Below are 21389 nucleotides of genomic sequence, written 5' to 3'. Positions count from 1 at the left end.
CCCCGAGCTATCCTCGCTGGTCGCCTAGTCACAACTCAAATTATTTAGCGTATTAATGCAGTAACTAAATGAAATTCGTTTTTTTTTGTTTGGTTGGTTGATGATTTCTAATCAGAGTGTGTTATCATTTGTACTAGTTAAATAGTATGGATGGATAAACGATGACAGCAAATCAACACAATGATCCGGCGCTAACGGCCGATGAGAACGCTGACTGGCTGCGCTTTGTGAATTTACTTCAATTGGCATTTGAACAAGATATTCAATTGCCAGTTCTGCAATTATTACTCACCCCTGATGAACGAACGGCGTTAGCAACCCGAGTAAAAATCGTGCAAGAATTGATGCGCGGTGAAATGAGCCAACGAGAATTGAAAAATGAGCTCGGCGTTGGGATCGCAACAATTACACGTGGGTCAAATAGCTTAAAATCAGCGCCTATTCCTGTGAAGGTGTGGTTGGAGCAGCAACTCCTTTGATATTCGTCATACTTCAAATTGTAGGGGTGTTGGCTGCGCTTGCTAGCCCTAGTCACAGTAAGAATTATTTAGAATATTAATACTCTTCATATTTTGAATTGATAGGCAAAAAAAAGTATGGTTTCCCATACTTTAGTGTGTATAAAAGTGGTGCTTTTGCCTACATGCAATTTTAATTATTTTGAGTATAATTAGTCTTCGACTTGGTTTAGCTCTTTATAAATTTCATGCTTAATGGGAACCAAAGCCAGTATCAAGGCTTGTTGGTAAACACTGGTGCGGGTTAATACACCGTCAGTGAAAAAACCGATGGCACCACCTTGTTGTTTGATATTATCGATACCCGTCAAAAAGGCCATTTCATCGCCAAGTTCACGACCTTCGCGAATACCTGCCAGAATTTTTTCTGGGATCATAATACTTGCAGAGCGAGACTCACCGCGAATTTGTTTGTGTTCAATGACAATCCAAGCGAAAGTCATGTCATCATCAATACCCGCTTCAATACCGACCCAAAAGTCGGCTTCAGGGCGAACTTGTCTTGAAGCCATCACGCGTTGTCTAGCACCTGTACGGGTTTCATTATTACCGATAGGTTGCTGTGGAACACTGCTATCGACATTAATATCTTCAATTTGATAACTGCCAGGCCCAAATACAGCATCGAAAGCTAGATTGATCGCTTTAATTTTGGCAGGGTTAGTCGTTGCAGCTATAACTTGGTACATTCATTATTTTCCTTTGAACACATACTTCGAAAAGTAATAACGGAACACATCTATGTTACAGGTTTATCTTGTTCGCCATGGCGAAACTGAATGGAATTTGGCTCGTCGCATCCAGGGACAATCTGATAGCCCTCTGACAGCCACAGGACGATTGCAAGCAAAGCAGGTGGCTGAAAGGATAAAATCAGAAGGCATTACCCATATTATCACTAGTGATATGGGGCGCACACTAGAAACTGCACAAATCATTGCAAGTGTATGCGGATGTGAAATTATCACAGAACCGCGTCTACGTGAACTAAATATGGGCGTGTTAGAGCAAAGAGCGATTGAATCATTGACGGCAGAAGAAGAACAATGGCGCAAAAGTTTGATTGATGGCACTCGTGGTGGACGTATCCCGAATGGTGAATCCATGGAGGAACTCTACACTCGTATGTTTGCCGCGTTGAATAGCTGCTTAGATTTACCCGAAGGTAGTCGTCCATTATTAGTGAGTCACGGTATTGCATTGAGTTCATTAATTAGCCGTATCATGGGGGTTCCTGCATACTCAGAGCGTCGTTTACGTTTACGTAATTGCTCGTTATCTCGCGTGGATTACCAAAACAGCCCTTGGTTAGCGAGTGGTTGGATTGTTGAAACGGCAGGGGAAGTTACTCATCTTACGCAACCCGCGTTAGATGAACAGCAGGGATAGTGATAGAAAAAAGGCGTTTCAACGGTGAAACGCCTTTTGTTTAAGCTGCTGCAGCAACATCCGTTTTGATAGGGACATAATAGTCAAACGTATCGATGTGCGTTTTGGGGTCATCACTGTCAGGTTTTATGTTATGTAGCTCTATGTTTTTTAATCGATAGTGTTCGATATCATAACCTGGTCGACGGGTTAAATTAAGTTTTGGTAAATAAACACCGTAGATTTGATACAGAAACTCTTGTAGTGCATCACGAGTTGGCACACCACTAAATGAAAATTTGACGTAATTTCCACTCGGTAGGGTGATATTCGAGTATTGATCCGTATTGAAACTCGCATCTTCTGGTTTTACAGCCGTGGTATAAAACACCGTCTGCTCATCCTCTTTTTCGGGATTATGGATCGCATGATGCAAGCCAAAAACCTCAGAGGCAATAGTTGTAGTGTTATCCAAATAGTAGTGCCAGAACGATTGGCGCATTTTCGAACACGCAGTTGACCATTCTTCGAGAGCATATGAACAGCTTTGTTCTAAGCCAACCAGTGACAGCTCAGGCATTTGCATAAACTCATGATCAATATTGACGTGGTTATCTAAAATAATTGGCGGGCAAATACCCGCGGCGCACCATTCTTCACTGCGGCGATAAAAAGCGGGCGTTAGGTTAAACTGCTTTTTAAAGGCGCGCGTAAATGTTTGTTGCGAGTCAAAGCGATATTGCAGAGCAATATCTAAAATTGGTCGGCTGGTTAAACGTAGTGCTACAGCCGCACGAGAAAGCCTTCTGGCTCGAATATAAGCGCCAATCGCTTGGTCAGTGACCTCTTTAAACATACGTTGCAAGTGCCACTTAGAGTAGCCTGCTTTTGCGGCGACATTATCCAGCGAAAGCGGTTTATCGAGGTTATCATCTATCCAGCGAAGCAAGTCGCGAATAATATTAGTTTGATCCATGTATATCCCCAGCCAATGCGACTTATCGAACAGATATAATCTATCAATGAATTGCTATTCTATATCAAGTTATCTTTTTCGTTTATAGTAAATGAGTTGTATTTGAGAATTAGTTAGAAAAGTGAATAATTAACTCTGTAACGGTGTTTTATTGGTTTAAATTGAATAGGAAACCCAGTATGCGTTTTTCCACATTAAAAAAGGTTGTATTTGCGTCATTATTAGCGGTGGCGTCTGGTTCAGCGCTCGCTGAAGAAGTTGGTTCAGTGGATACTGTGTTTAAAATTTTTGGGCCAGACCATAAAATTGTTGTTGAAGCCTTTGATGACCCTGATGTTGAAAATGTCACATGCTATTTGAGTCGTTCAAAAACGGGTGGGATCAAGGGCGGGTTGGGGTTAGCGGAAGATACTTCAGATGCAGCAATTTCCTGCCAACAAGTTGGCCCTATTGAGCTGAGCGACCGTGTAAAACGCAAGCCAACAAAAGGTCAGGTTGTTTTCCAGAAAAGAACGTCGTTAGTTTTCAAGAAGCTGCAAGTGGTGCGTTTTTATGATCCAAAACGGAATGCACTAATTTATTTAACTTACTCAGATAAAATGATCGACGGTTCCCCGAAAAATGCCTTAAGTGCTGTGCCGATTATGCCTTGGTGATGCTGAGCGAGTGATAAACACAAAAAAGCACCTTTTCAGGTGCTTTTTTACATCGAAAAATAGAGAGCTAATTATTCGTCTAAATCACCACAGAAACGATAGCCTTCACCGTGAATAGTCGCGATGATTTCTGGCGTGTCTGGTGTCGATTCAAAGTGTTTACGGATACGACGGATAGTTACGTCAACCGTTCTGTCGTGTGGTTTTAATTCACGACCAGTCATTTTCTTCAGTAAATCAGCACGGGTTTGAATTTTGCCTGGATTCTCACAGAAATGCAGCATCGCACGGAACTCACTACGTGGTAATTTGTAGTGTTCACCTGCTGGGCTGACTAATGAACGGCTGTTAATGTCCAATTCCCAACCATTGAATTTATAACTTTCAACAAGACGGCGTTCTTCAGTGCCACCTGCTAAATTCATGGTACGAGATAATAAATTACGCGCACGAATGGTCAGTTCACGTGGGTTAAATGGTTTGGTGATATAATCATCAGCGCCAATTTCGAGGCCAAGGATTTTATCGACTTCGTTATCACGGCCTGTTAGGAACATTAAAGCGATGCTTTCTTGCTCACGCAACTCACGTGCCAATAATAAACCGTTTTTACCTGGTAAGTTAATATCCATGATGACTAAATTGATGTCATGCTCAGAGAGGATATTGTTCATCTCTTCGCCATCAGTTGCCTCATGGACCACATAGCCTTCCGCTTCAAAGATACTTTTCAGCGTATTGCGTGTGACAATCTCATCTTCAACAATCAAAATGTGTGGGGTCTGCATAGTTGCTACCTAAGTATTAAAATAAAAATACTGAACTCACAAGCCGTTTCCAGTTAGGTGGTTATTAATATTGTTCTCTGGGAAAACACGTTTATGAGTATAAATTTGTTTTGAAATTCAACAGTGACTTTATGTTGCCGTTTCTAGCAATTGACTCTAAAAGTGAATCAAAATATAAGCACTCTCCCAATATTGGGCTGTTAACAGCAATATAACAGCTAATACTGCATTTACCACCTAAAAAACTAACTTTTGTTGATACATATCAAAATCAATTGTAGCACGTTAACAAAAATTGTTAGGTAGATAATTATATAAATTAACTTGTGGTTTAGATATCAGATAGGAGCTTAAAATTGCAGGAGCTAATGAGAGGGATTCCTGTTTGGGATTGATATTAAAGCAATAAGTTTTTAGCTGGCTAAATATACCATGACTATTAATGCTCAATTTGTGACCTAGTTCGAATTCTAGAGGGTTATTTGTATTGCCAGAAAGCCTCTTTGGAGAATCAGTGATAGCGGGAAGATAAAATAAAAACATCTATCTTGGGGTTTTGTGGTGTTTAGTTTGGAAAGTTCTCTATTTTATTTTAATTAATTGGTTTTTTTTACAATTAAGAAACATATTACTCAGTGTTGTTGTTGGGTAGATACCAATAAAATCATAATACTAAGTAAAAAAACTTAGTTTTGGATAGGTGATTTTACTTGAGAAGAAAAAATCAAAATAACAATGAATTTTTTGTTTTTAGAGATGTACATCGCTCACAGTAAAGCCAGAATTCTTGTTATTTTTGGTTATTTAATGACCTGATTTGAATTAAAATTTTCAAAAAGATATTAAACTTAAAATTTAATATTTTATGGTGTTAAAAACTGCATTTTTTGTATTCACTCTGTTTTTATTCAAGGTTTAGCTCTTTTTGTAGATAGTTTTTAATCAAAAAAAAGCAATTTTAGCCATATGTTTTTACAAATAAATTTGACAATTTATAGCAATTGCTTTAACCGTATAGGGAGAAACCTAATGAATCAAATGAGACAGACAGAATTTATGCGTAATATCAGCCTGACTATTATTATTACCACCACCACCGTAACCACAGGAAACGGGGCGGGCTGACGCATCCAAAAAATAAAAATGAAAAAGCCCGCATCCCTACCAGATGCGGGCTTTTTTTTGGTGTTAATTCAGGAGAGAAATACCATGCGTGTGCTTAAATTTGGCGGTACTTCGGTTGCGAATGATGAACGAGTACTGAATGTTGCTGACATTGCTGAAAGTAAATTAGCAGATGGGCAAGTGGCTCTGGTGTTGTCAGCACCAGCAAAAATCACAAACCATCTCGTTGCAATGATTGATAAAACGGTTGCAGGTCAGGATGTCATCACGCATGTGAATGATGCCGAAATGATTTTTGCTAGCTTGTTAAAAGGATTGAAAGAAAAACAGCCTGGTTTTGAATATGACAGGTTGAAAAAACTCACTGAACAAGAATTCGCGCAAATTAAACAAGTACTGCATGGTATTACTCTTCTAGGCCAATGTCCTGATAGCATTAACGCATCAATTATTTGTCGTGGTGAAAAACTGTCAATTGCCATTATGGAGTCCGTTTTAAAAGCTCGGGGTCATAACGTCACGGTAATCAATCCTGTCGAAAGTTTATTAGCCAAGGGGCACTACCTCGAGTCTACAGTTGATATTAATGAGTCAACAAAGCGTATAGCTGATCTAAATATTCCCAAAGACCACTTTGTGTTAATGGCTGGATTCACCGCAGGTAATGAAAAAGGGGAGTTAGTCGTTTTAGGGCGTAACGGTTCTGACTACTCAGCAGCCGTATTAGCTGCCTGTCTACGCGCAGATTGTTGTGAAATCTGGACTGATGTTGATGGTGTTTATACCTGTGACCCACGTCTTGTACCTGACGCCCGTTTATTGAAAGGGATGTCGTATCAAGAAGCCATGGAGCTTTCTTATTTCGGTGCTAAAGTTCTTCATCCTCGAACAATTGCCCCAATTGCCCAGTTCCAAATCCCTTGCCTAATCAAAAACACCACTAACTTAAGCGCTCCAGGCACCCTAATTGGTGACGGTCAAACAGATGATAGCACACCAGTAAAAGGCATTACTAACCTGAACAATATGGCGATGATCAACGTTTCAGGGCCTGGAATGAAAGGGATGGTAGGGATGGCTGCACGTATTTTCTCAGTGATGTCTCGTAAGGGGATCTCTGTCGTGCTAATCACTCAATCGTCGTCTGAATACAGTATTAGCTTCTGTGTGCCTCAAGAAGAATTGCAGCGTGCACGTACAGCTCTTGAAGAAGAGTTCTATCTAGAACTTAAAGATGGCGTATTAGACCCGCTGGATGTGATGGAGCAACTGGCTATCATCTCCGTTGTTGGTGATGGTATGCGCACATTAAAAGGCATCTCTGCGCGTTTCTTCTCGGCATTGACCCGCGGTAATATCAACATAGTGGCAATCGCCCAAGGTTCGTCTGAGCGCTCTATTTCTGCTGTGATTGCAAATGAGTCAGCGACAACAGCGGTTCGCCTCTGTCACCAAATGCTGTTTAATGCAGAACAAGTGATTGAAGCATTCATCGTTGGTGTCGGCGGTGTGGGTAATGCATTGATTGAACAAATTCATCGCCAACAGCAATGGTTGAAGCAAAAACACATCGACCTGCGTGTGTGCGGTATTGCTAATTCGCGCGCAATGTTGACCAATATGCAGGGCATTGATCTGGATAATTGGAAAGCAGAATTAGCACAAGCAAAAGAACCGTTTAGTTTAAGTCGTTTGATCCGTTTAGAACGTGAATATCATTTCTTAAACCCAGTGATCATCGATTGCACCTCTAACCAAGAAATTGCTGAACAATATGTGAACTTCTTAAAAGATGGTTTTAACGTGGTGACACCGAACAAGAAAGCAAACACGTTATCCATGGATTATTACCATCAATTACGTACCGCAAGTGAAACGTCAAAGCGTAAGTTTTTATATGATACAAATGTGGGAGCGGGTCTGCCTGTTATCGAAAACCTGCAAAATTTATTGAATGCAGGTGATGAACTGGTGCACTTTAGCGGTATCTTATCAGGTTCATTATCCTTTATTTTCGGTAAGTTAGATGAAGGGATGTCATTATCTGAAGCAACAACCTTGGCGAAAGAAAAAGGCTTTACTGAGCCAGATCCTCGTGATGATTTATCAGGGATGGATGTTGCGCGTAAATTATTAATTTTAGCCCGTGAAGCAGGTTATAAATTAGAGTTGCAAGATATTGAAATTGAAGCCGTTCTCCCAGCTGATTTTGACAGCTCAGGCCCAGTTCCTGAGTTTATGGCACGTTTACCGCAACTCGATGCTCAATTTGCTGAACGCATAAAAGCCGCTGAAGCAGAACAAAAAGTGTTACGCTATGTTGGATTGATAGAAGAAGGGCGCTGCCAAGTTAAGATTGTTGCAGTGGATGGTAATGACCCGCTCTTTAAAGTCAAAAATGGCGAAAACGCATTGGCTTTCTATACACGCTATTACCAACCAATTCCTTTAGTATTAAGAGGTTATGGTGCGGGTAATGATGTTACAGCAGCGGGTGTATTTGCAGATATGTTACGTACTCTGTCATGGAAATTGGGAGTTTAATAAGTGATTAAAGTTTATGCACCCGCTTCAATTGGTAATGTTAGTGTCGGGTTTGATGTCCTTGGAGCGGCGGTTTCACCCGCTGACGGCTCATTATTAGGCGATTGTGTGACTGTCGAAGCGGCAGAGACGTTTTCGTTAACCAATAAAGGCAAATTTGTTTCTAAGCTACCAAAGAAAAACGAGCACAATATCGTTTACCAATGTTGGCAGCTGTTTTGTGAGCGTTTGGGGAAAACCTTGAATGTGGCAATGACGCTGGAGAAAAACATGCCAATTGGCTCTGGCTTAGGTTCGAGCGCATGTTCTGTTGTTGCTGCACTGATGGCGCTGAATGAATTTGCGCAAAAGCCGTTCGATGACACTCAGCTGCTTGGCATGATGGGAGAATTGGAAGGGCGTATTTCAGGTAGCGTGCATTACGATAACGTCGCACCGTGTTTCCTTGGCGGATTACAGCTGATTATTGAGCAAAATGGTATTATTTCACAACCTGTACCAGCATTTGAAAATTGGTATTGGGTAATGGCGTATCCAGGAATTAAAGTCTCGACAGCTGAAGCGCGTGCTATCTTACCAAACAGCTATCCGCGTCATGATATCGTTAATCATGGGCGTTATCTCTCGGGCTTTATTCACGCTTGTCATACTCACCAGCCATTATTGGCGGCGACGATGATCCAAGATGTTGTCGCAGAGCCATACCGTACACAATTGCTGCCTGGCTTTGCTGAGGCTCGTCAAAATGCTAAAGAAATTGGTGCATTAGCTTGCGGGATCTCTGGCTCAGGGCCAACATTATTTGCTATTTGTGATGACAAACTCATCGCCGAAAAAATGGCCACGTATTTGCAACAACATTATATTCAGAATGATGAAGGCTTTGTGCATATCTGCCGTTTGGATCTCGCCGGGGCAAGGACAATAGGGTAAACAATGAAACTGTATAATTTAAAAGATAACAACGAACAAGTCAGCTTTGCGCAAGCCGTCAAGCAAGGTTTAGGCAAGCAACAAGGCCTATTTTTTCCACAAGATTTGCCAGAATTTAGCACAGCAGAAATCGACGAATTATTAAAATTAGATTTCGTTACGCGCAGTAGTAAAATTCTGAGCGCATTTATTGGTGATGAGATTCCAGAAGCAGAGCTTGCGGCGCGTGTTAAAACGGCATTTACTTTCCCTGCACCTGTTTCTAAAGTGGAAGATGACGTGGCAACCCTAGAGCTATACCACGGGCCAACATTGGCATTTAAGGACTTTGGTGGACGCTTTATGGCACAGGCTCTGGGGCAAGTTGCAGGTGAGCAACCTGTGACTATTTTAACCGCAACGTCTGGTGATACAGGTGCGGCAGTGGCACATGCTTTCTATCGTTTAAATAACGTCCAAGTCGTGATCCTCTACCCAGAAGGCAAAATTAGCCCGCTACAAGAAAAACTGTTCTGTACGCTGGGTGAAAATATTCACACTGTGGCAATTAAAGACGATTTCGATGCATGCCAAGCATTAGTTAAACAATCGTTTGATGATGAAGAGTTGAAAAAAGCGTTATTTTTAAACTCCGCGAACTCGATCAATATCAGCCGCTTATTAGCGCAGATCTGTTATTACTTTGAAGCGGTTGCACAGATCCCAGCAGAAAAACGCGATCAACTGGTGATCTCGGTTCCTAGCGGCAACTTTGGCGATCTCACGGCAGGTTTATTGGCGAAATCCATGGGCTTACCTGTTAAACGCTTTATTGCGGCAACCAATGTGAATGACACTGTTCCACGTTATTTAGTCGAAGGTGAGTGGAAACCGCATCAAACTGTCGCAACATTGTCTAATGCGATGGATGTGAGCCAGCCAAATAACTGGCCACGTATTGAAGAACTCTTCCGCCGCAAAGGTTGGTCTTTGAAAGAACTTGGATTTGGTGCAGTTGATGATGAAGTGACAAAAGATACTGTTCGCGAATTGGATAAAAAAGGCTATTTATCTGAACCTCATGCGGCGGTTGCTTACCGTGTGTTACGTGATCAACTCCAAGCGGGTGAATATGGTCTATTTTTAGGTACGGCACATCCTGCTAAGTTTAAGGAAAGTGTTGAAGAAATCCTTAATAAGGAAATACCTTTACCGAAAGAATTAGCTGAGCGTGCAGATTTGCCATTGTTATCGCATTTCTTACCCTCTGATTTTGCGCAGCTACGTCACTTTTTGATGAAACTTGCACCTAAATCATAATTAGAAATCATTCGTAAAAATAATACAAAGTGGGATAAACAAAGAGAATATCCCACTTTATTTGTAAGTATTGCCAAAAAATAACTATCATTTGTTTATATAACTATTGCTCAGGTGAATAAATTAAGTGCAATGTTATATCTTAATAACTTAAGAATGTTTATGGCCTTTATTGTTGTTAACCCAGACATCGCCCTCATCTCCATTTGTTGCTTGAGTCTGATTTGAATGTAGATAAATAATAGGTGGAGTTAGAATCGGTGGAAAAATTGGTAAGGCAGAAGATACTAGAGGGAATAATATTAATGAGAATAGAGTGGATTTTATATACATATAATTTCCTTTTTTAAAAGTTAAAATTGAACTGCATAAAAAAGACTAGTTTATTTATGGTCAGGTTAAAAGCAAATCTAGAATAGATAACGTAATAAAATTTAATTTAGTCAATTAAATAATAAAAATTAATTTTAATAATTTGATATGTTAAGAATAAGCCATATTTGTATATTAATATGGCTTTTAATTATACTCTAATTCATTCTATTGGAATGAAACTGTATTTCTTTTTGAATTGATTCAGATGAACTGTTTTTGTTGAAGTTTAGCATGGCAATGGCTTTTTCATGCTCATTCATATCACTAAATAGTTTTGCTACTGAGGTTTCACTTTTGGTCGATTTTTTTGATTTTTCTTGATGTTTTTCAATCATATTCAAGATAGATGCTGAGGTATTATTGTGGGTAAAACTTAAAGCAATAGCGGCTTGTTCATGACTATCCAGTTGCGAAAATGGTTCGGTAGAACGAGAGTTTTTATTTGTGGATATACCAGCTTGGTTTAAATGACGATTAATCGCTTTTAGATTGGAATAAGCCGTATTGTTCTTGGTGAAACTTAGTGCTGTAGCCGCATTTTCATGTATTTCAGCATTAGTTTGGGCTAATGCAACCTGAGTTGTTGATACCAGAAGCGTTAAGGCAAAGACAAACTTGTTCATAATAAATCCTTATTAAATTAAATTGCTTTTCTTGTTACTATAATAAGGTTTCATTTCTGTCTTCATGCTGACGCTTAAATGACAAAAATGCCATTTAAGCGTTATTGGGATTAAAAATTTTTTGGCAAAATTAAAGTGAAACGTGTTGAATAATCATCTGAAGAGACTGTTATATATCCTTTGTGCGCTAAAATAATTGATTTAACAATTGCTAGGCCAATTCCGCTTCCTTCATTTTTTCGTTGTCTTGACTTATCAACTCGATAAAAACGGTCAAAAAGTTTTGGTAAGTGTTCTTCTGGTATTTTAACTCCAGGGTTACTTATAATAAGCTCAATACCATTTTTTATATTGGATATATTAATACTAACAGAGTCACCCTTGGGCGTATAACGAATAGCATTTGAAATTAAATTTGTGATAGCTCTTCTAAGCATATCTTTGTCAGCCATAATTGGTTCTGCATCTCCAATAAGCTTCAGTTCTATTTCATTGTCTTCAGCAAGATACTCAAAATAATCAAAAATTAACTCAATCTCAGCTTTAATATGAATAAGTTTTTTTTCAGGGATAAGCATATTATCATCTGCTTGAGCAAGAAAAAGCATATCGGATATCATTCTGGAAAGTCGGTTATATTCTTCTAGGTTTGAATAAAGGACTTCGACAAGCTCCTCTTTTGTCCGATTTTTATTTAGCGAAATTTGAGTTTCTGTCATTAAGTTTGTAATCGGTGTTCGCATCTCGTGAGCGATATCGGCAGAAAAATTAGTCTGCCGAACAAAAACATCCTCAATTTTCACTATCATTTGGTTAAATGATTCAGTGAGCTGCTTTAATTCTTTTGGTACGGATGTGGGGTCTAACCGAATGCTCAAATTTTCCGACGTGACATTTTTAATTTTGTCACTGACTTCTTTAAGGGGCTTAAGCCCTTTAATGACGAGAAAATAGACAATAATAACTGTTAATAAACAGAGTAAAACAGCACTAATGATTAAGTTATTGATTAAGGAGCTCAGGTAATCATGATGAAAGTTAAGAGAAAGTGCGGTTACTAATCGATATTTTTTTGTGTCATTCGGCACGCGAACCTGAATATGACTTTCAGCAATACGGTAATTTTCAAGATATTGGTCGTGGTTATCTTTTTCAACATTATAGTTTTTTAATGCTTCAATAATTTCTTTATTCGTATTGGGGGAAACTAACGTATTACCCTGATTATCTGAAAGGTAAACAGCAATATCTTGGTGCTCATTTAAAATAGTTTGTATACGAGAAAATTGTTCATTTTGTGGATCTGAGTTTTCACTTAATAAGCTACTAATGGTTAAATTTATCTGGCTTAAGGTGTATTCGTCCTGTTGCTTAAAATGTAACACAACGGAGTTGATCATGATCCAACTAAATAATAATAAAGCCAGTGATAGTGTCGCACCGATCAAAATGACGAGTCGAGTTAAGATAGAGACAGGCGTATTAAATAATTTAATCATTTTCTGGGATCTCTAGTAAATATCCCATTCCTCTGATGGTATGGATCAATTTTGGCTCGTAATTGAGATCTATTTTTGATCTTAAACGCTTAATCGCCACATCAATGACATTGGTATCACTGTCAAAATTCATGTCCCACACTTTTGAGGCAATCAAAGAGCGAGATAAAACCTCACCTTGGTGTAAAACAAAAAATTCAAGTAGCGCGAATTCTTTACTGGTTAAATTAATTTTATCGTTGGCACGAGCAACGCGTCGTTTTATTAAATCGACATGAAGGTCTGCAATATGAAATTGAGTTTTTTGGATACTATTATTACCACGGCGCAGTAATGTACGAACGCGTGCTAGTAATTCAGAAAAATCGAAAGGTTTGATTAAATAATCATCGGCTCCCAATTCGAGCCCTTTTACTCGATGCTCAACATTACCTAATGCTGTTAGCATTAATATGGGGGCATTTTTTCCCATTGATCGCAAGTTTTTGGCAATTTCCCAACCATTAATATCGGGTAGCATCACATCAAGAATAATTAAATCATACGCTTCAGTTGTCGCCATATGTAGGCCTGTGATCCCATTCTCTATTGCATCAACCACAAAGCCAGATTCTGTTAATCCTTTGGATAAATATTCTCTGGTTTTATGTTCATCTTCCACAATCAGTAATTTCACAGTCACCTCAACGACAATATTTGTACGACTTCATTCTAAGCATTGAAATCCACAAATGTAAAATGACAAATTTGTCATTTTCATGTCATGAATCTAACAGATGGTTTTTTTTACGATAACGCTAATTTAAATCACTAGAGGCATGGCTATACCATGTATTTTCCCAAAATATTATTGATAGCGAATGCCCTAATTTTAAGTGGCTGTGTTTCATTAGCGCCTGAATACCAACGCCCAAATTTAAATGTCCCGAACCAATTAAACAGCGGTGCACCCACCTCAAGTGAAAAATCAACATTTTCAGTACCAAGCTGGCAAGCATTTATTCAAGACTCGCAACTAAAAGCGGTTATTCAGCGTGCGCTTGAAAAAAATAGTGATCTTTATTTAGCGGTATTGGATGTCGAAGAAGCTCGAGCCCGTTTTGGGTTAGCCAGTGCAGAAAAATATCCGCAAATGAATGCTTCAATGGGGAGCGAGTATAGCCAAGGGTTACAGCAAGGCGCTGTATTCGATAAAAAATATAATGCAGGCGTAGATATTCGCTATGAATTGGATTTTTTTGGGCGAATAAGGAACTTAACTGAAGCCGATAGAGCCAAATTTATTGCCTCAGAAGAGATGCTCAGAGCGACTCAAATTTTAACCATTAAAACGGTCGCTGAGGCTTATCTAGATGTGGCGTATAACCAGCAACTCTTATTGATTGCACAAGAGACGAAAGCCAGTTACCTCAATAGCCAGTCGATTGTGGCACAAAAAGTGGCAGCGGGAAAAGCGACATTAGCTGATTTAGAACAAGCGAGAGGGCAAGTTCAGTCAATTGAGATCAATATCGAAAACATTCACCGCGAAATTGCCAGAAATGAAAACTTAGTGAATTTTTTAACGAATGACTATATTCAACAAGTCAAAATGCCAGAAGATGGTTTTGAGCTTAATTACCCGTTGATTACAGCCCCCTCAGCCTTATCGTCTGACATTCTATTAAGCCGCCCAGATATTATAGCAGCAGAGCAAAATATTATTTCTGAAAATGCCAATATTGGCGTAGCAAGAGCCGCCTTTTTCCCGTCGATTTCCTTCAATACTGGTGTTGCTAACAGTAACGACTCGTTATCTGGCTTATTTGATTCTTCTAATGGTATTTGGAATTTTATTCCTAAAATCACCTTACCTATTTTTACTGGGGGAACAAATAGCCGAAATCTAGAGCTCGCAAATATTCGTAAAAATAAAGCCATAGTGAACTACGAAAAAAGTATTCAAGTAGCATTTCGTGAAGTGAAAGATGCGTTGGTTATTAAGTCGAGTTTGGAGAGGCAATTAAGTGAGCAGGTACTGTACGTCAATACATTGCAGAGTGTCTTAACACAGAAACAATCAAGTTACCGCCATGGGGGGGCTAGCTACCTTGATGTACTTGAAGCACAGAGAAGCTTATTTACTGAGCAGCAAAATTTACTGAAGTTAAAAATCGAACAGCAGAAGAATGAGGTGACTTTATTCTCTGCACTAGGTGGTGGGTTTATTAAATCATAAGGATAAGTATGAAAAAGTTAAACGGCATTATTTTTGCCCTTTCAATCGGCATGTTCACTGCGACAGGTTACGCAAATACAGCGGATCATAATCACTCAGTTTACCCCGAAAAAGTTGCAGAACCTGTTATCAATACGGAAGGGAAATTAATTTCTATTGATAAAGAAAATAAGAAATTAACGATTAACCACAAAGAGATTGAAAGTATTGGTTGGCCACCAATGACGATGCGCTTCACTTATGAAGATGAAAATATGATTAAAGGCTTACAAGACAATGACGAATTAAAATTTTCCTTTGAGCAAAAAGGCAATCTTTCAATATTGAAATCCGTCGAAAAAATAAACTAATTAGATAGAGAGATGTTATGTCATTAATTAACCTCACTAAATTGCTGTTGGTTATTATTGTATCGAGCGTTATTTCAATCTTGTTTTATCGCTATTTTTTTGTTGAAGAAAATAATAGTCAACAGATGGAAAAACAAGAACGAACGGTATTGTATTGGTATGACCCTATGTATCCAAATACCAAGTTTGATCAACCAGGTAAGTCGCCATTTATGGACATGGATCTTGTGCCTAAATATGCCGATGAAAACCAAGGATCAGCAAAGAGTAAAGGAGTCACCATTAACCCAACTCAAACCCAAAATTTAGGGTTAAAAACGGTTGAGGTAAAATGGGGGCAATTAAGCTATGACCTAACATTTCCTGCTGAAATTACGTTTAATGATCACCAATTTGCGATTGTACAAGCAAGGGAAAGCGGCTTTGTGGAAAAAGTTTATCCATTTACCGTTGGTGAACGAATTCAAAAAGGCTTTCCAATTGCAGATTTAACGATCCCTGCGTGGGTTGAGGCGCAAAGTGAATATTTAGCGTTAAAACAAATGGGTGCTAACCAATCTGATCTTAATAGCGTGATCGAGCGCTTACGATTAAATGGAATGCCTGAAGGATCGCTCTCCCAATTTATTAAAACGGGGAAAGTGCAAACACGCTTTACCATTCAAGCACCGATATCCGGTGTTATTACTGCATTAAATCTACGTTTAGGAATGAATATTTCTAAAGAAGTGACTATCGCCCAAATACAGGGAACTAATCCCCTGTGGGTGAATGCATCCGTCTCCCAATCAGCGGCGGAATTATTGACTAAACAAGCCCAGTTTTCTGTTTCTATTCCCGCTTATTCAACTCAGCAATTTATAGTGAAAAACTGGTTAGTATTACCAAGTGCGGATCAAGCAAGCCGTACCATCAATATCCGTGCAGAAATTGAAGATAACGCCAATGTATTAAAACCAGGAATGACCGCCTATTTAAACGTATTGGCGAAAGGCCAAGAAAGTTTATTAGTCCCCTCTCAAGCTATTGTGGATTCAGGGAAAGAACAACACGTTATTGTGGTGGGGGAGCAAGGGGAGTTTATCCCTAAGAACGTGCGTATTATGGCAGAGTCCCAGCAAACAACGGCTATTTCACAAGGGTTACAAGTTGGCGAAAAGGTTGTGACTCAAGGTATTTTCCTGATCGATTCAGAAGCAAATATTGCGGGTGCATTAGCCCGAATGGAGGCGCTTCCTGTGCAATCCACGTCATTAAATCATTCATCGCATAAATCTAAGGAGTAGGCTATGTTGGAATGGATTATAAGACGCTCGGTTGCGAATCGCTTTTTAGTTTTAATGGGGGTGGTATTTTTAGTCATAATAGGAATATGGAGTATCCGTAGTACGCCTGTTGATGCACTGCCTGACTTATCTGATGTGCAGGTGATCATCAAAACCACTTACCCAGGGCAAGCTCCCCAGCTGGTTGAAAATCAAGTTACTTACCCGATTACGACCACAATGTTATCCGTACCAGGGGCGAAAACAGTTCGCGGTTTTTCTGCCTTCGGTGACTCTTATGTGTATGTGATTTTTGAGGATAATACGGATTTATATTGGGCTCGTTCACGGGTTTTGGAATACTTAAACCAAGTTCAGGCAAAACTGCCAAAAGGTGCAGTCGCCTCAATTGGCCCAGATGCAACGGGTGTAGGTTGGGTGTTTGAATATGCCTTGGTTGATAAAAGCGGTAAACATAACTTAGCTGAATTACGATCGCTGCAAGATTGGTTTTTGAAATATGAATTAAAAGCGCTGCCAAATGTTTCTGAAGTTGCAACAGTTGGTGGTGTAGTGAAGTCCTATCAAATTATTGTTGACCCACTTAAATTAACGCAGTTTTCAGTGACGTTACCTGAAATAAAACAAGCAGTTGAAATGGCGAACCAAGAGGCTGGTGGGTCTTCCATCGAAATTGCCGAAGCTGAGTTTATGGTTAGAGCCAATGGTTACCTGCAATCCATGGATGACTTTAATAAAATCTACCTAAAAATGGCGGAAAATAACGTCCCAATCTACCTGAAAGATGTGGCTCGCATTCAAGAAGGCCCTGAAATGCGCCGTGGTGTTGCTGAGCTTAACGGGGAAGGTGAAGTTGTCGGTGGGATCATTTTATTACGTTCAGGTGAAAATGCGCGAAATGTTATTCATGATGTAAAACAAAAGCTTGAAGATTTGAGCGCGAGTTTGCCAGACGGTATTGAAATCATCACAACCTATGATAGAAGCATTCTGATTGATAATGCGATTGATAACCTCAGCGATAAATTGTTAGAAGAGTTTATTGTTGTTGCTTTAGTTTGTGCAGTTTTCTTATGGCATTTCCGCTCTGCTTTAGTAGCGATTATTTCTTTACCTCTAGGGCTATTTATTGCGTTTATTGTTATGCGTTACCAAGGAATAAATGCAAACATTATGTCGCTTGGGGGAATTGCGATTGCGATTGGCGCAATGGTTGATGCGGCTATTGTGATGATTGAAAATGCCCATAAAAAATTAGAAAAATGGCAACATCAACATGAAGGGCAAATTCTTGATAATACACAGCGTTGGAAATTAATTACTGACTCAGCGGTTGAAGTCGGGCCTGCATTATTTATCAGCTTACTTATTATCACGTTGTCTTTTATTCCCATCTTTACGTTGGAAGGCCAAGAAGGGCGTTTATTTGGCCCTCTGGCATTTACCAAAACCTATGCGATGGCTGGGGCTGCTGCACTAGCATTAATCGTAATTCCGATATTAATGGGATATTGGATCCGCGGTAATATCCCAAATGAAAATAAAAACCCACTAAACCGTTGGCTAATTGCAATATATAGCCCAATTTTATTAAAAGTGTTGGCATGGCCGAAAACGACATTGCTGATTGGCATTCTGTCATTGTTTACTGTGATATGGCCATTAAAGCATTTAGGGGGTGAATTTCTCCCGTCAATTAATGAAGGTGATTTGCTGTATATGCCCTCGACACTACCAGGGGTATCTCCTGCTCAAGCGGCGTTTTTATTACAAAATACCGATAAGCTAATCAAAACTATTCCTGAAGTTGATACCGTTTTTGGCAAGGTGGGGAAAGCAGAAACTGCTACTGACTCGGCACCGATGGAAATGATCGAAACCACCATTCGTTTAAAGCCACAGTCTGACTGGCGTGAAGGGATGACATTGGAAAAAATTATCGATGAGTTAGATGAAACTGTGCGTTTGCCAGGAGTTGCTAATTTATGGGTTCCACCGATTCGTAATCGAATCGATATGCTTTCCACAGGGGTCAAAAGCCCGATAGGCATTAAAGTTTCAGGGAAAGACCTCGAAGAAATCGATGCATTTGCGCAACAGATTGAAAAAGTGACGAAAACAGTCCCAGGGGTCGTCTCTGTATTAGCCGAACGGCTGGTGGGCGGTCGGTATGTTGATGTCAAAATCGATAGGGAAAAAGCCGCTCGTTTTGGTATGAGTATCAGCGATGTACAGGTTTATATCTCTATGGCGACAGGGGGGGAGATGATAGGAGAAACCGTTGAAGGGATTGAGCGTTATCCCATTAGCCTAAGATACCCACAGGATTATCGAAACAGTGTTTCTGCATTGAAACTATTACCGATTTTAACACCCAATAAGCAACAAATCGTTCTCAGTGATGTGGCTGATGTGGTAGTGCAAATGGGGCCACCGATGCTAAAAACAGAAAATGCACGGCCCACCAGTTGGATTTATATCGATGCGCGGGATAGGGATATGGTCTCTGTCATTAATGATATTGATATGGCAATAAAAAATAATATTCAAATGAAACCAGGGGTCAGCTACTCCTTCACAGGGCAATTTGAATTACTTGAAAGAGCCAACCAAAAATTAATGTTAATGGTACCTGCTACTATTATGATTATTTTTGTCTTGCTCTATTTAGCCTTCAGGCGCTTTAGCGAGGCTCTGTTGATTTTATTAAGTTTGCCTTTTGCATTAGTGGGTGCGATTTGGTTCCTATATGGGATGAACTTTAATTTATCCGTTGCAACAGGGACTGGCTTTATTGCATTAGCAGGGGTTGCCGCTGAATTTGGTGTGGTGATGTTGATTTATTTAAGGCATGCCATTGAAGACAGAGAAAAACTGCAAGGAATAAATACATTATCCAATCAGGATTTAGATAGTGCGTTATATGAAGGGGCAGTATTGCGCGTCCGACCTAAAGCGATGACAGTTGCTGTTATTTTAGCGGGATTATTGCCAATTTTATTAGGAACAGGAGTTGGGTCAGAGGTGATGAGCCGAATTGCTGCCCCAATGATTGGCGGGATGATAACGGCACCATTATTATCGTTATTTATCATTCCAGCTGCATATAAATTAATTTGCCAAATACGCCATAAGAAATAGAAATTTTACAGGTATTAATCATTATTATTGATAAGGTAAATAGCAATGAAAAAGATAATTTTAGGTGGAATGTTTTTACTGTCATTTTCTGCATTTTCTCAAAACCAGAGCGTGCAACTGTATAAAGATGCCAATTGCGGTTGCTGCCAGTTATGGGGAGAAGGAGTAAAAAAAGCAGGGTATGACGTTGTGGTCAATGAAATCAGTTATGATGAATTGAACAAGCTGAATGATGAGCTGAATGTGCCATATAACTTACGCAGCTGCCATATCGCGAAATATAAAGGTAAAGTGATTGTTGGGCATGTGCCTGTGAGCAGTTTAGATGCGATTGATACGTTGCCTGCGGATGTGGTTGGAATTTCAGTACCAGGTATGCCAATTGGCAGCTTAGGGATGGAGCAGCCAGATGGAAGAACGCAGCCGTATTCAGTGGTTCAATTTAAAGCCAATGGCGAATACCGTTAGTTCAGAAAAATAGATTAAGTTGCAGGGGAACCTGCAACTTTTGTGACGGTGGTTAGCTTTCTAATATCAGCTCAATAGATTTTAGTTCATCTTGGCTAAAATCGCGGTTTTTTAAGATCCCTATTGCGTCATCAATTTGGCTAATACGGCTTGCCCCAATCAAAACGGAAGTGATCCTATCATGGCGTAATAACCACGCTAATGCCATTTGGCTTAGCTTTTGATCGCGTTTTGCCGCAATTTCATTCAACTGTTTAACTTTTGCTAAGATAGCAGAAGTCAGTCGCTCAGGAGGCAATGACGGATTACCCGCAGCTCGTGAGTCGGCGGGGATACCATTTAAATAGCGATCCGTTAAGATCCCGCCAGCAAGTGGGGAATATGCGATTGAACCTACGCCTTCTTCTTCAAGAACATCAAACAAACCTTCTTCGGGCGTGCGTTCAAGCATGGAATATTTTGGTTGGTGGATAAGGCAGGGTGTTCCTAATTCAGTCAGAATACCAATGGCCTCTTTCGCTAAATCGGCGGGGTAGTTTGAAATCCCAACGTACAGTGCTTTTCCTTGGCGAACAATTAAGTCAAGAGCAGTCATGGTTTCTTCTAATGGCGTATCAGGGTCTGGGCGATGGTGGTAAAAAATATCCACATAATCAAGCCCCATACGCTTTAAACTTTGGTTGAGACTGGCAACCAAATATTTTTTGCTTCCCCAATCGCCATAGGGGCCATCCCACATGGTAAACCCCGCTTTTGATGAAATGATCATTTCATCGCGATAAGGTAGAAGATCTCGCTGTAAGATCTGGCCAAACCTCGTTTCGGCAGATCCTGGAGGAGGGCCATAGTTATTGGCAAGATCAAAATGCGTAATACCAAGGTCAAAAGCATGGCGCACCATGGCTTGGCAGTTATCAAACGATTTGTTATCGCCAAAATTATGCCATAACCCTAATGAAATCAGTGGTAAACGCAGTCCACTGCGGCCACATAAACGGTATTCCATTTCAGTATAGCGCTTTGATGATGCGACATAAGGCATACTTCACCTCCAAAATAGTGAGCAAAAATCATTCTGATATTGTCATAAACCCCAAATGTGAGCTGAGGAATCGATGCTAATTTAATTTAGTATGGTCTTTTTATCGCTAAATTGTGATGGTGTACGAAGAATTTTGGGATGCATTGAAAACAGAGGGTATTCACTGTGAGTGAATACCCT

Annotated in this window: 19 protein-coding genes and 1 other annotated feature; of the genes, 12 read left to right on the top strand and 7 right to left on the bottom strand. The window is 39.8% G+C overall.

Annotated features, from left to right (window positions below):
- The first annotated feature begins 161 nt into the window (after positions 1–161).
- Positions 162–479: a trp operon repressor gene (gene trpR, locus PSF27_RS17160; protein ID WP_272574286.1), complete on the top strand. Its 318-nt coding sequence runs from the start codon at positions 162–164 to the stop codon at positions 477–479.
- A gap of 191 nt (positions 480–670) precedes the next feature.
- On the opposite strand, the gene yjjX is transcribed toward trpR, so the two are convergent.
- Entirely contained in the window at positions 671–1207 is a 537-nt protein-coding gene (gene yjjX, locus PSF27_RS17155; RefSeq protein ID WP_047756997.1) for an inosine/xanthosine triphosphatase, read from the bottom strand.
- Between the two features lie 52 nt (positions 1208–1259).
- Between yjjX and gpmB the strand changes: the two genes are divergently transcribed.
- Positions 1260–1907 (top strand): 2,3-diphosphoglycerate-dependent phosphoglycerate mutase GpmB, encoded by a 648-nt coding sequence (gene gpmB, locus PSF27_RS17150; RefSeq protein ID WP_206084507.1) that lies wholly within the window; start codon positions 1260–1262, stop codon positions 1905–1907.
- Between the two features lie 40 nt (positions 1908–1947).
- On the opposite strand, the gene robA is transcribed toward gpmB, so the two are convergent.
- Positions 1948–2862, bottom strand: a complete 915-nt coding sequence (gene robA, locus PSF27_RS17145) for an MDR efflux pump AcrAB transcriptional activator RobA (protein WP_206084508.1) — start codon at positions 2860–2862, stop codon at positions 1948–1950.
- A 179-nt stretch (positions 2863–3041) separates the two neighbouring features.
- Between robA and creA the strand changes: the two genes are divergently transcribed.
- Positions 3042–3518 carry a protein CreA gene (creA, locus tag PSF27_RS17140; RefSeq protein ID WP_206084509.1) on the top strand — a complete coding sequence of 159 codons (477 nt, stop codon included), beginning with the start codon at positions 3042–3044 and terminating at the stop codon, positions 3516–3518.
- Positions 3519–3589: 71 nt separating this feature from the next.
- Here creA and arcA read toward each other — a convergent pair whose 3' ends face one another.
- On the bottom strand, positions 3590–4306 hold the full coding sequence (gene arcA, locus PSF27_RS17135; RefSeq protein ID WP_206084510.1) for a two-component system response regulator ArcA: 717 nt from the start codon (positions 4304–4306) through the stop codon (positions 3590–3592).
- A 966-nt stretch (positions 4307–5272) separates the two neighbouring features.
- Between arcA and thrL the strand changes: the two genes are divergently transcribed.
- The 4 genes from thrL to thrC all read left to right on the top strand — a co-directional run bounded on the left by thrL (position 5273) and on the right by thrC (position 10207).
- Positions 5273–5431: a thr operon leader peptide gene (thrL, locus tag PSF27_RS21225; RefSeq protein ID WP_306803831.1), complete on the top strand. Its 159-nt coding sequence runs from the start codon at positions 5273–5275 to the stop codon at positions 5429–5431.
- Positions 5370–5491 (top strand) — a sequence feature (Thr leader region). It overlaps the preceding gene by 62 nt.
- Before the next feature lie 24 nt (positions 5492–5515).
- A complete protein-coding gene (thrA, locus tag PSF27_RS17130) occupies positions 5516–7975 on the top strand; it encodes a bifunctional aspartate kinase/homoserine dehydrogenase I (protein ID WP_272681920.1) in 2460 nt (819 codons plus the stop codon).
- Between the two features lie 3 nt (positions 7976–7978).
- Complete coding sequence (gene thrB / locus PSF27_RS17125) at positions 7979–8908, top strand: homoserine kinase (RefSeq protein WP_206084512.1); 930 nt, start codon at positions 7979–7981, stop codon at positions 8906–8908.
- A gap of 3 nt (positions 8909–8911) precedes the next feature.
- Entirely contained in the window at positions 8912–10207 is a 1296-nt protein-coding gene (thrC, locus tag PSF27_RS17120) for a threonine synthase (protein WP_206084513.1), read from the top strand.
- Between the two features lie 530 nt (positions 10208–10737).
- Here the strand turns inward: thrC and PSF27_RS17115 are convergent.
- The 3 genes from PSF27_RS17115 to PSF27_RS17105 all read right to left on the bottom strand — a co-directional run bounded on the left by PSF27_RS17115 (position 10738) and on the right by PSF27_RS17105 (position 13380).
- Positions 10738–11205 carry a hypothetical protein gene (locus tag PSF27_RS17115; RefSeq protein WP_272681919.1) on the bottom strand — a complete coding sequence of 156 codons (468 nt, stop codon included), beginning with the start codon at positions 11203–11205 and terminating at the stop codon, positions 10738–10740.
- A 110-nt stretch (positions 11206–11315) separates the two neighbouring features.
- A complete protein-coding gene (locus tag PSF27_RS17110) occupies positions 11316–12704 on the bottom strand; it encodes a Cu(+)/Ag(+) sensor histidine kinase (RefSeq protein ID WP_272681918.1) in 1389 nt (462 codons plus the stop codon).
- The gene (locus PSF27_RS17105; protein WP_272681917.1) at positions 12697–13380 is read right to left on the bottom strand and encodes a heavy metal response regulator transcription factor; all 684 of its coding nucleotides are present in this window, start codon (positions 13378–13380) and stop codon (positions 12697–12699) included. Before PSF27_RS17105 ends, PSF27_RS17110 begins: the two co-directional genes overlap by 8 nt.
- A 153-nt stretch (positions 13381–13533) precedes the next feature.
- On the opposite strand from PSF27_RS17105, the gene PSF27_RS17100 reads away from it, so the two are divergent.
- The 5 genes from PSF27_RS17100 to PSF27_RS17080 are packed head-to-tail and all read left to right on the top strand — an operon-like array spanning position 13534 to position 20167.
- Positions 13534–14922, top strand: a complete 1389-nt coding sequence (locus PSF27_RS17100) for an efflux transporter outer membrane subunit (protein ID WP_272681916.1) — start codon at positions 13534–13536, stop codon at positions 14920–14922.
- A gap of 8 nt (positions 14923–14930) precedes the next feature.
- Complete coding sequence (locus PSF27_RS17095; RefSeq protein WP_241016854.1) at positions 14931–15272, top strand: copper-binding protein; 342 nt, start codon at positions 14931–14933, stop codon at positions 15270–15272.
- Between the two features lie 17 nt (positions 15273–15289).
- A complete protein-coding gene (locus PSF27_RS17090) occupies positions 15290–16558 on the top strand; it encodes an efflux RND transporter periplasmic adaptor subunit (protein ID WP_272681915.1) in 1269 nt (422 codons plus the stop codon).
- 3 nt (positions 16559–16561) lie between these two features.
- Positions 16562–19699 carry an efflux RND transporter permease subunit gene (locus PSF27_RS17085; protein ID WP_272681914.1) on the top strand — a complete coding sequence of 1046 codons (3138 nt, stop codon included), beginning with the start codon at positions 16562–16564 and terminating at the stop codon, positions 19697–19699.
- A 45-nt stretch (positions 19700–19744) separates the two neighbouring features.
- A complete protein-coding gene (locus tag PSF27_RS17080) occupies positions 19745–20167 on the top strand; it encodes a DUF411 domain-containing protein (protein ID WP_206084521.1) in 423 nt (140 codons plus the stop codon).
- Positions 20168–20219: 52 nt separating this feature from the next.
- Here the strand turns inward: PSF27_RS17080 and PSF27_RS17075 are convergent, their stop codons facing one another.
- On the bottom strand, positions 20220–21209 hold the full coding sequence (locus PSF27_RS17075) for an aldo/keto reductase (protein WP_272681913.1): 990 nt from the start codon (positions 21207–21209) through the stop codon (positions 20220–20222).
- Positions 21210–21389: the final 180 nt, after the last annotated feature.

The sequence above is a fragment of the Providencia sp. PROV129 genome (genome assembly GCF_028482245.1).
Lineage (GTDB): Bacteria > Pseudomonadota > Gammaproteobacteria > Enterobacterales > Enterobacteriaceae > Providencia > Providencia vermicola.
This window is presented reverse-complemented; position numbering and strand designations above follow the sequence as displayed.

Coding starts and splice junctions, on each gene's coding strand:
- trpR (WP_272574286.1), top strand. CDS start 162: ATGACAGCAAATCAACACAATGATCCGGCGCTAACGGCCGATGAGAAC.
- yjjX (WP_047756997.1), bottom strand. CDS start 1,207: ATGTACCAAGTTATAGCTGCAACGACTAACCCTGCCAAAATTAAAGCG.
- gpmB (WP_206084507.1), top strand. CDS start 1,260: ATGTTACAGGTTTATCTTGTTCGCCATGGCGAAACTGAATGGAATTTG.
- robA (WP_206084508.1), bottom strand. CDS start 2,862: ATGGATCAAACTAATATTATTCGCGACTTGCTTCGCTGGATAGATGAT.
- creA (WP_206084509.1), top strand. CDS start 3,042: ATGCGTTTTTCCACATTAAAAAAGGTTGTATTTGCGTCATTATTAGCG.
- arcA (WP_206084510.1), bottom strand. CDS start 4,306: ATGCAGACCCCACACATTTTGATTGTTGAAGATGAGATTGTCACACGC.
- thrL (WP_306803831.1), top strand. CDS start 5,273: ATGTTTTTACAAATAAATTTGACAATTTATAGCAATTGCTTTAACCGT.
- thrA (WP_272681920.1), top strand. CDS start 5,516: ATGCGTGTGCTTAAATTTGGCGGTACTTCGGTTGCGAATGATGAACGA.
- thrC (WP_206084513.1), top strand. CDS start 8,912: ATGAAACTGTATAATTTAAAAGATAACAACGAACAAGTCAGCTTTGCG.
- PSF27_RS17115 (WP_272681919.1), bottom strand. CDS start 11,205: ATGAACAAGTTTGTCTTTGCCTTAACGCTTCTGGTATCAACAACTCAG.
- PSF27_RS17110 (WP_272681918.1), bottom strand. CDS start 12,704: ATGATTAAATTATTTAATACGCCTGTCTCTATCTTAACTCGACTCGTC.
- PSF27_RS17100 (WP_272681916.1), top strand. CDS start 13,534: ATGTATTTTCCCAAAATATTATTGATAGCGAATGCCCTAATTTTAAGT.
- PSF27_RS17095 (WP_241016854.1), top strand. CDS start 14,931: ATGAAAAAGTTAAACGGCATTATTTTTGCCCTTTCAATCGGCATGTTC.
- PSF27_RS17090 (WP_272681915.1), top strand. CDS start 15,290: ATGTCATTAATTAACCTCACTAAATTGCTGTTGGTTATTATTGTATCG.
- PSF27_RS17085 (WP_272681914.1), top strand. CDS start 16,562: ATGTTGGAATGGATTATAAGACGCTCGGTTGCGAATCGCTTTTTAGTT.
- PSF27_RS17080 (WP_206084521.1), top strand. CDS start 19,745: ATGAAAAAGATAATTTTAGGTGGAATGTTTTTACTGTCATTTTCTGCA.
- PSF27_RS17075 (WP_272681913.1), bottom strand. CDS start 21,209: ATGCCTTATGTCGCATCATCAAAGCGCTATACTGAAATGGAATACCGT.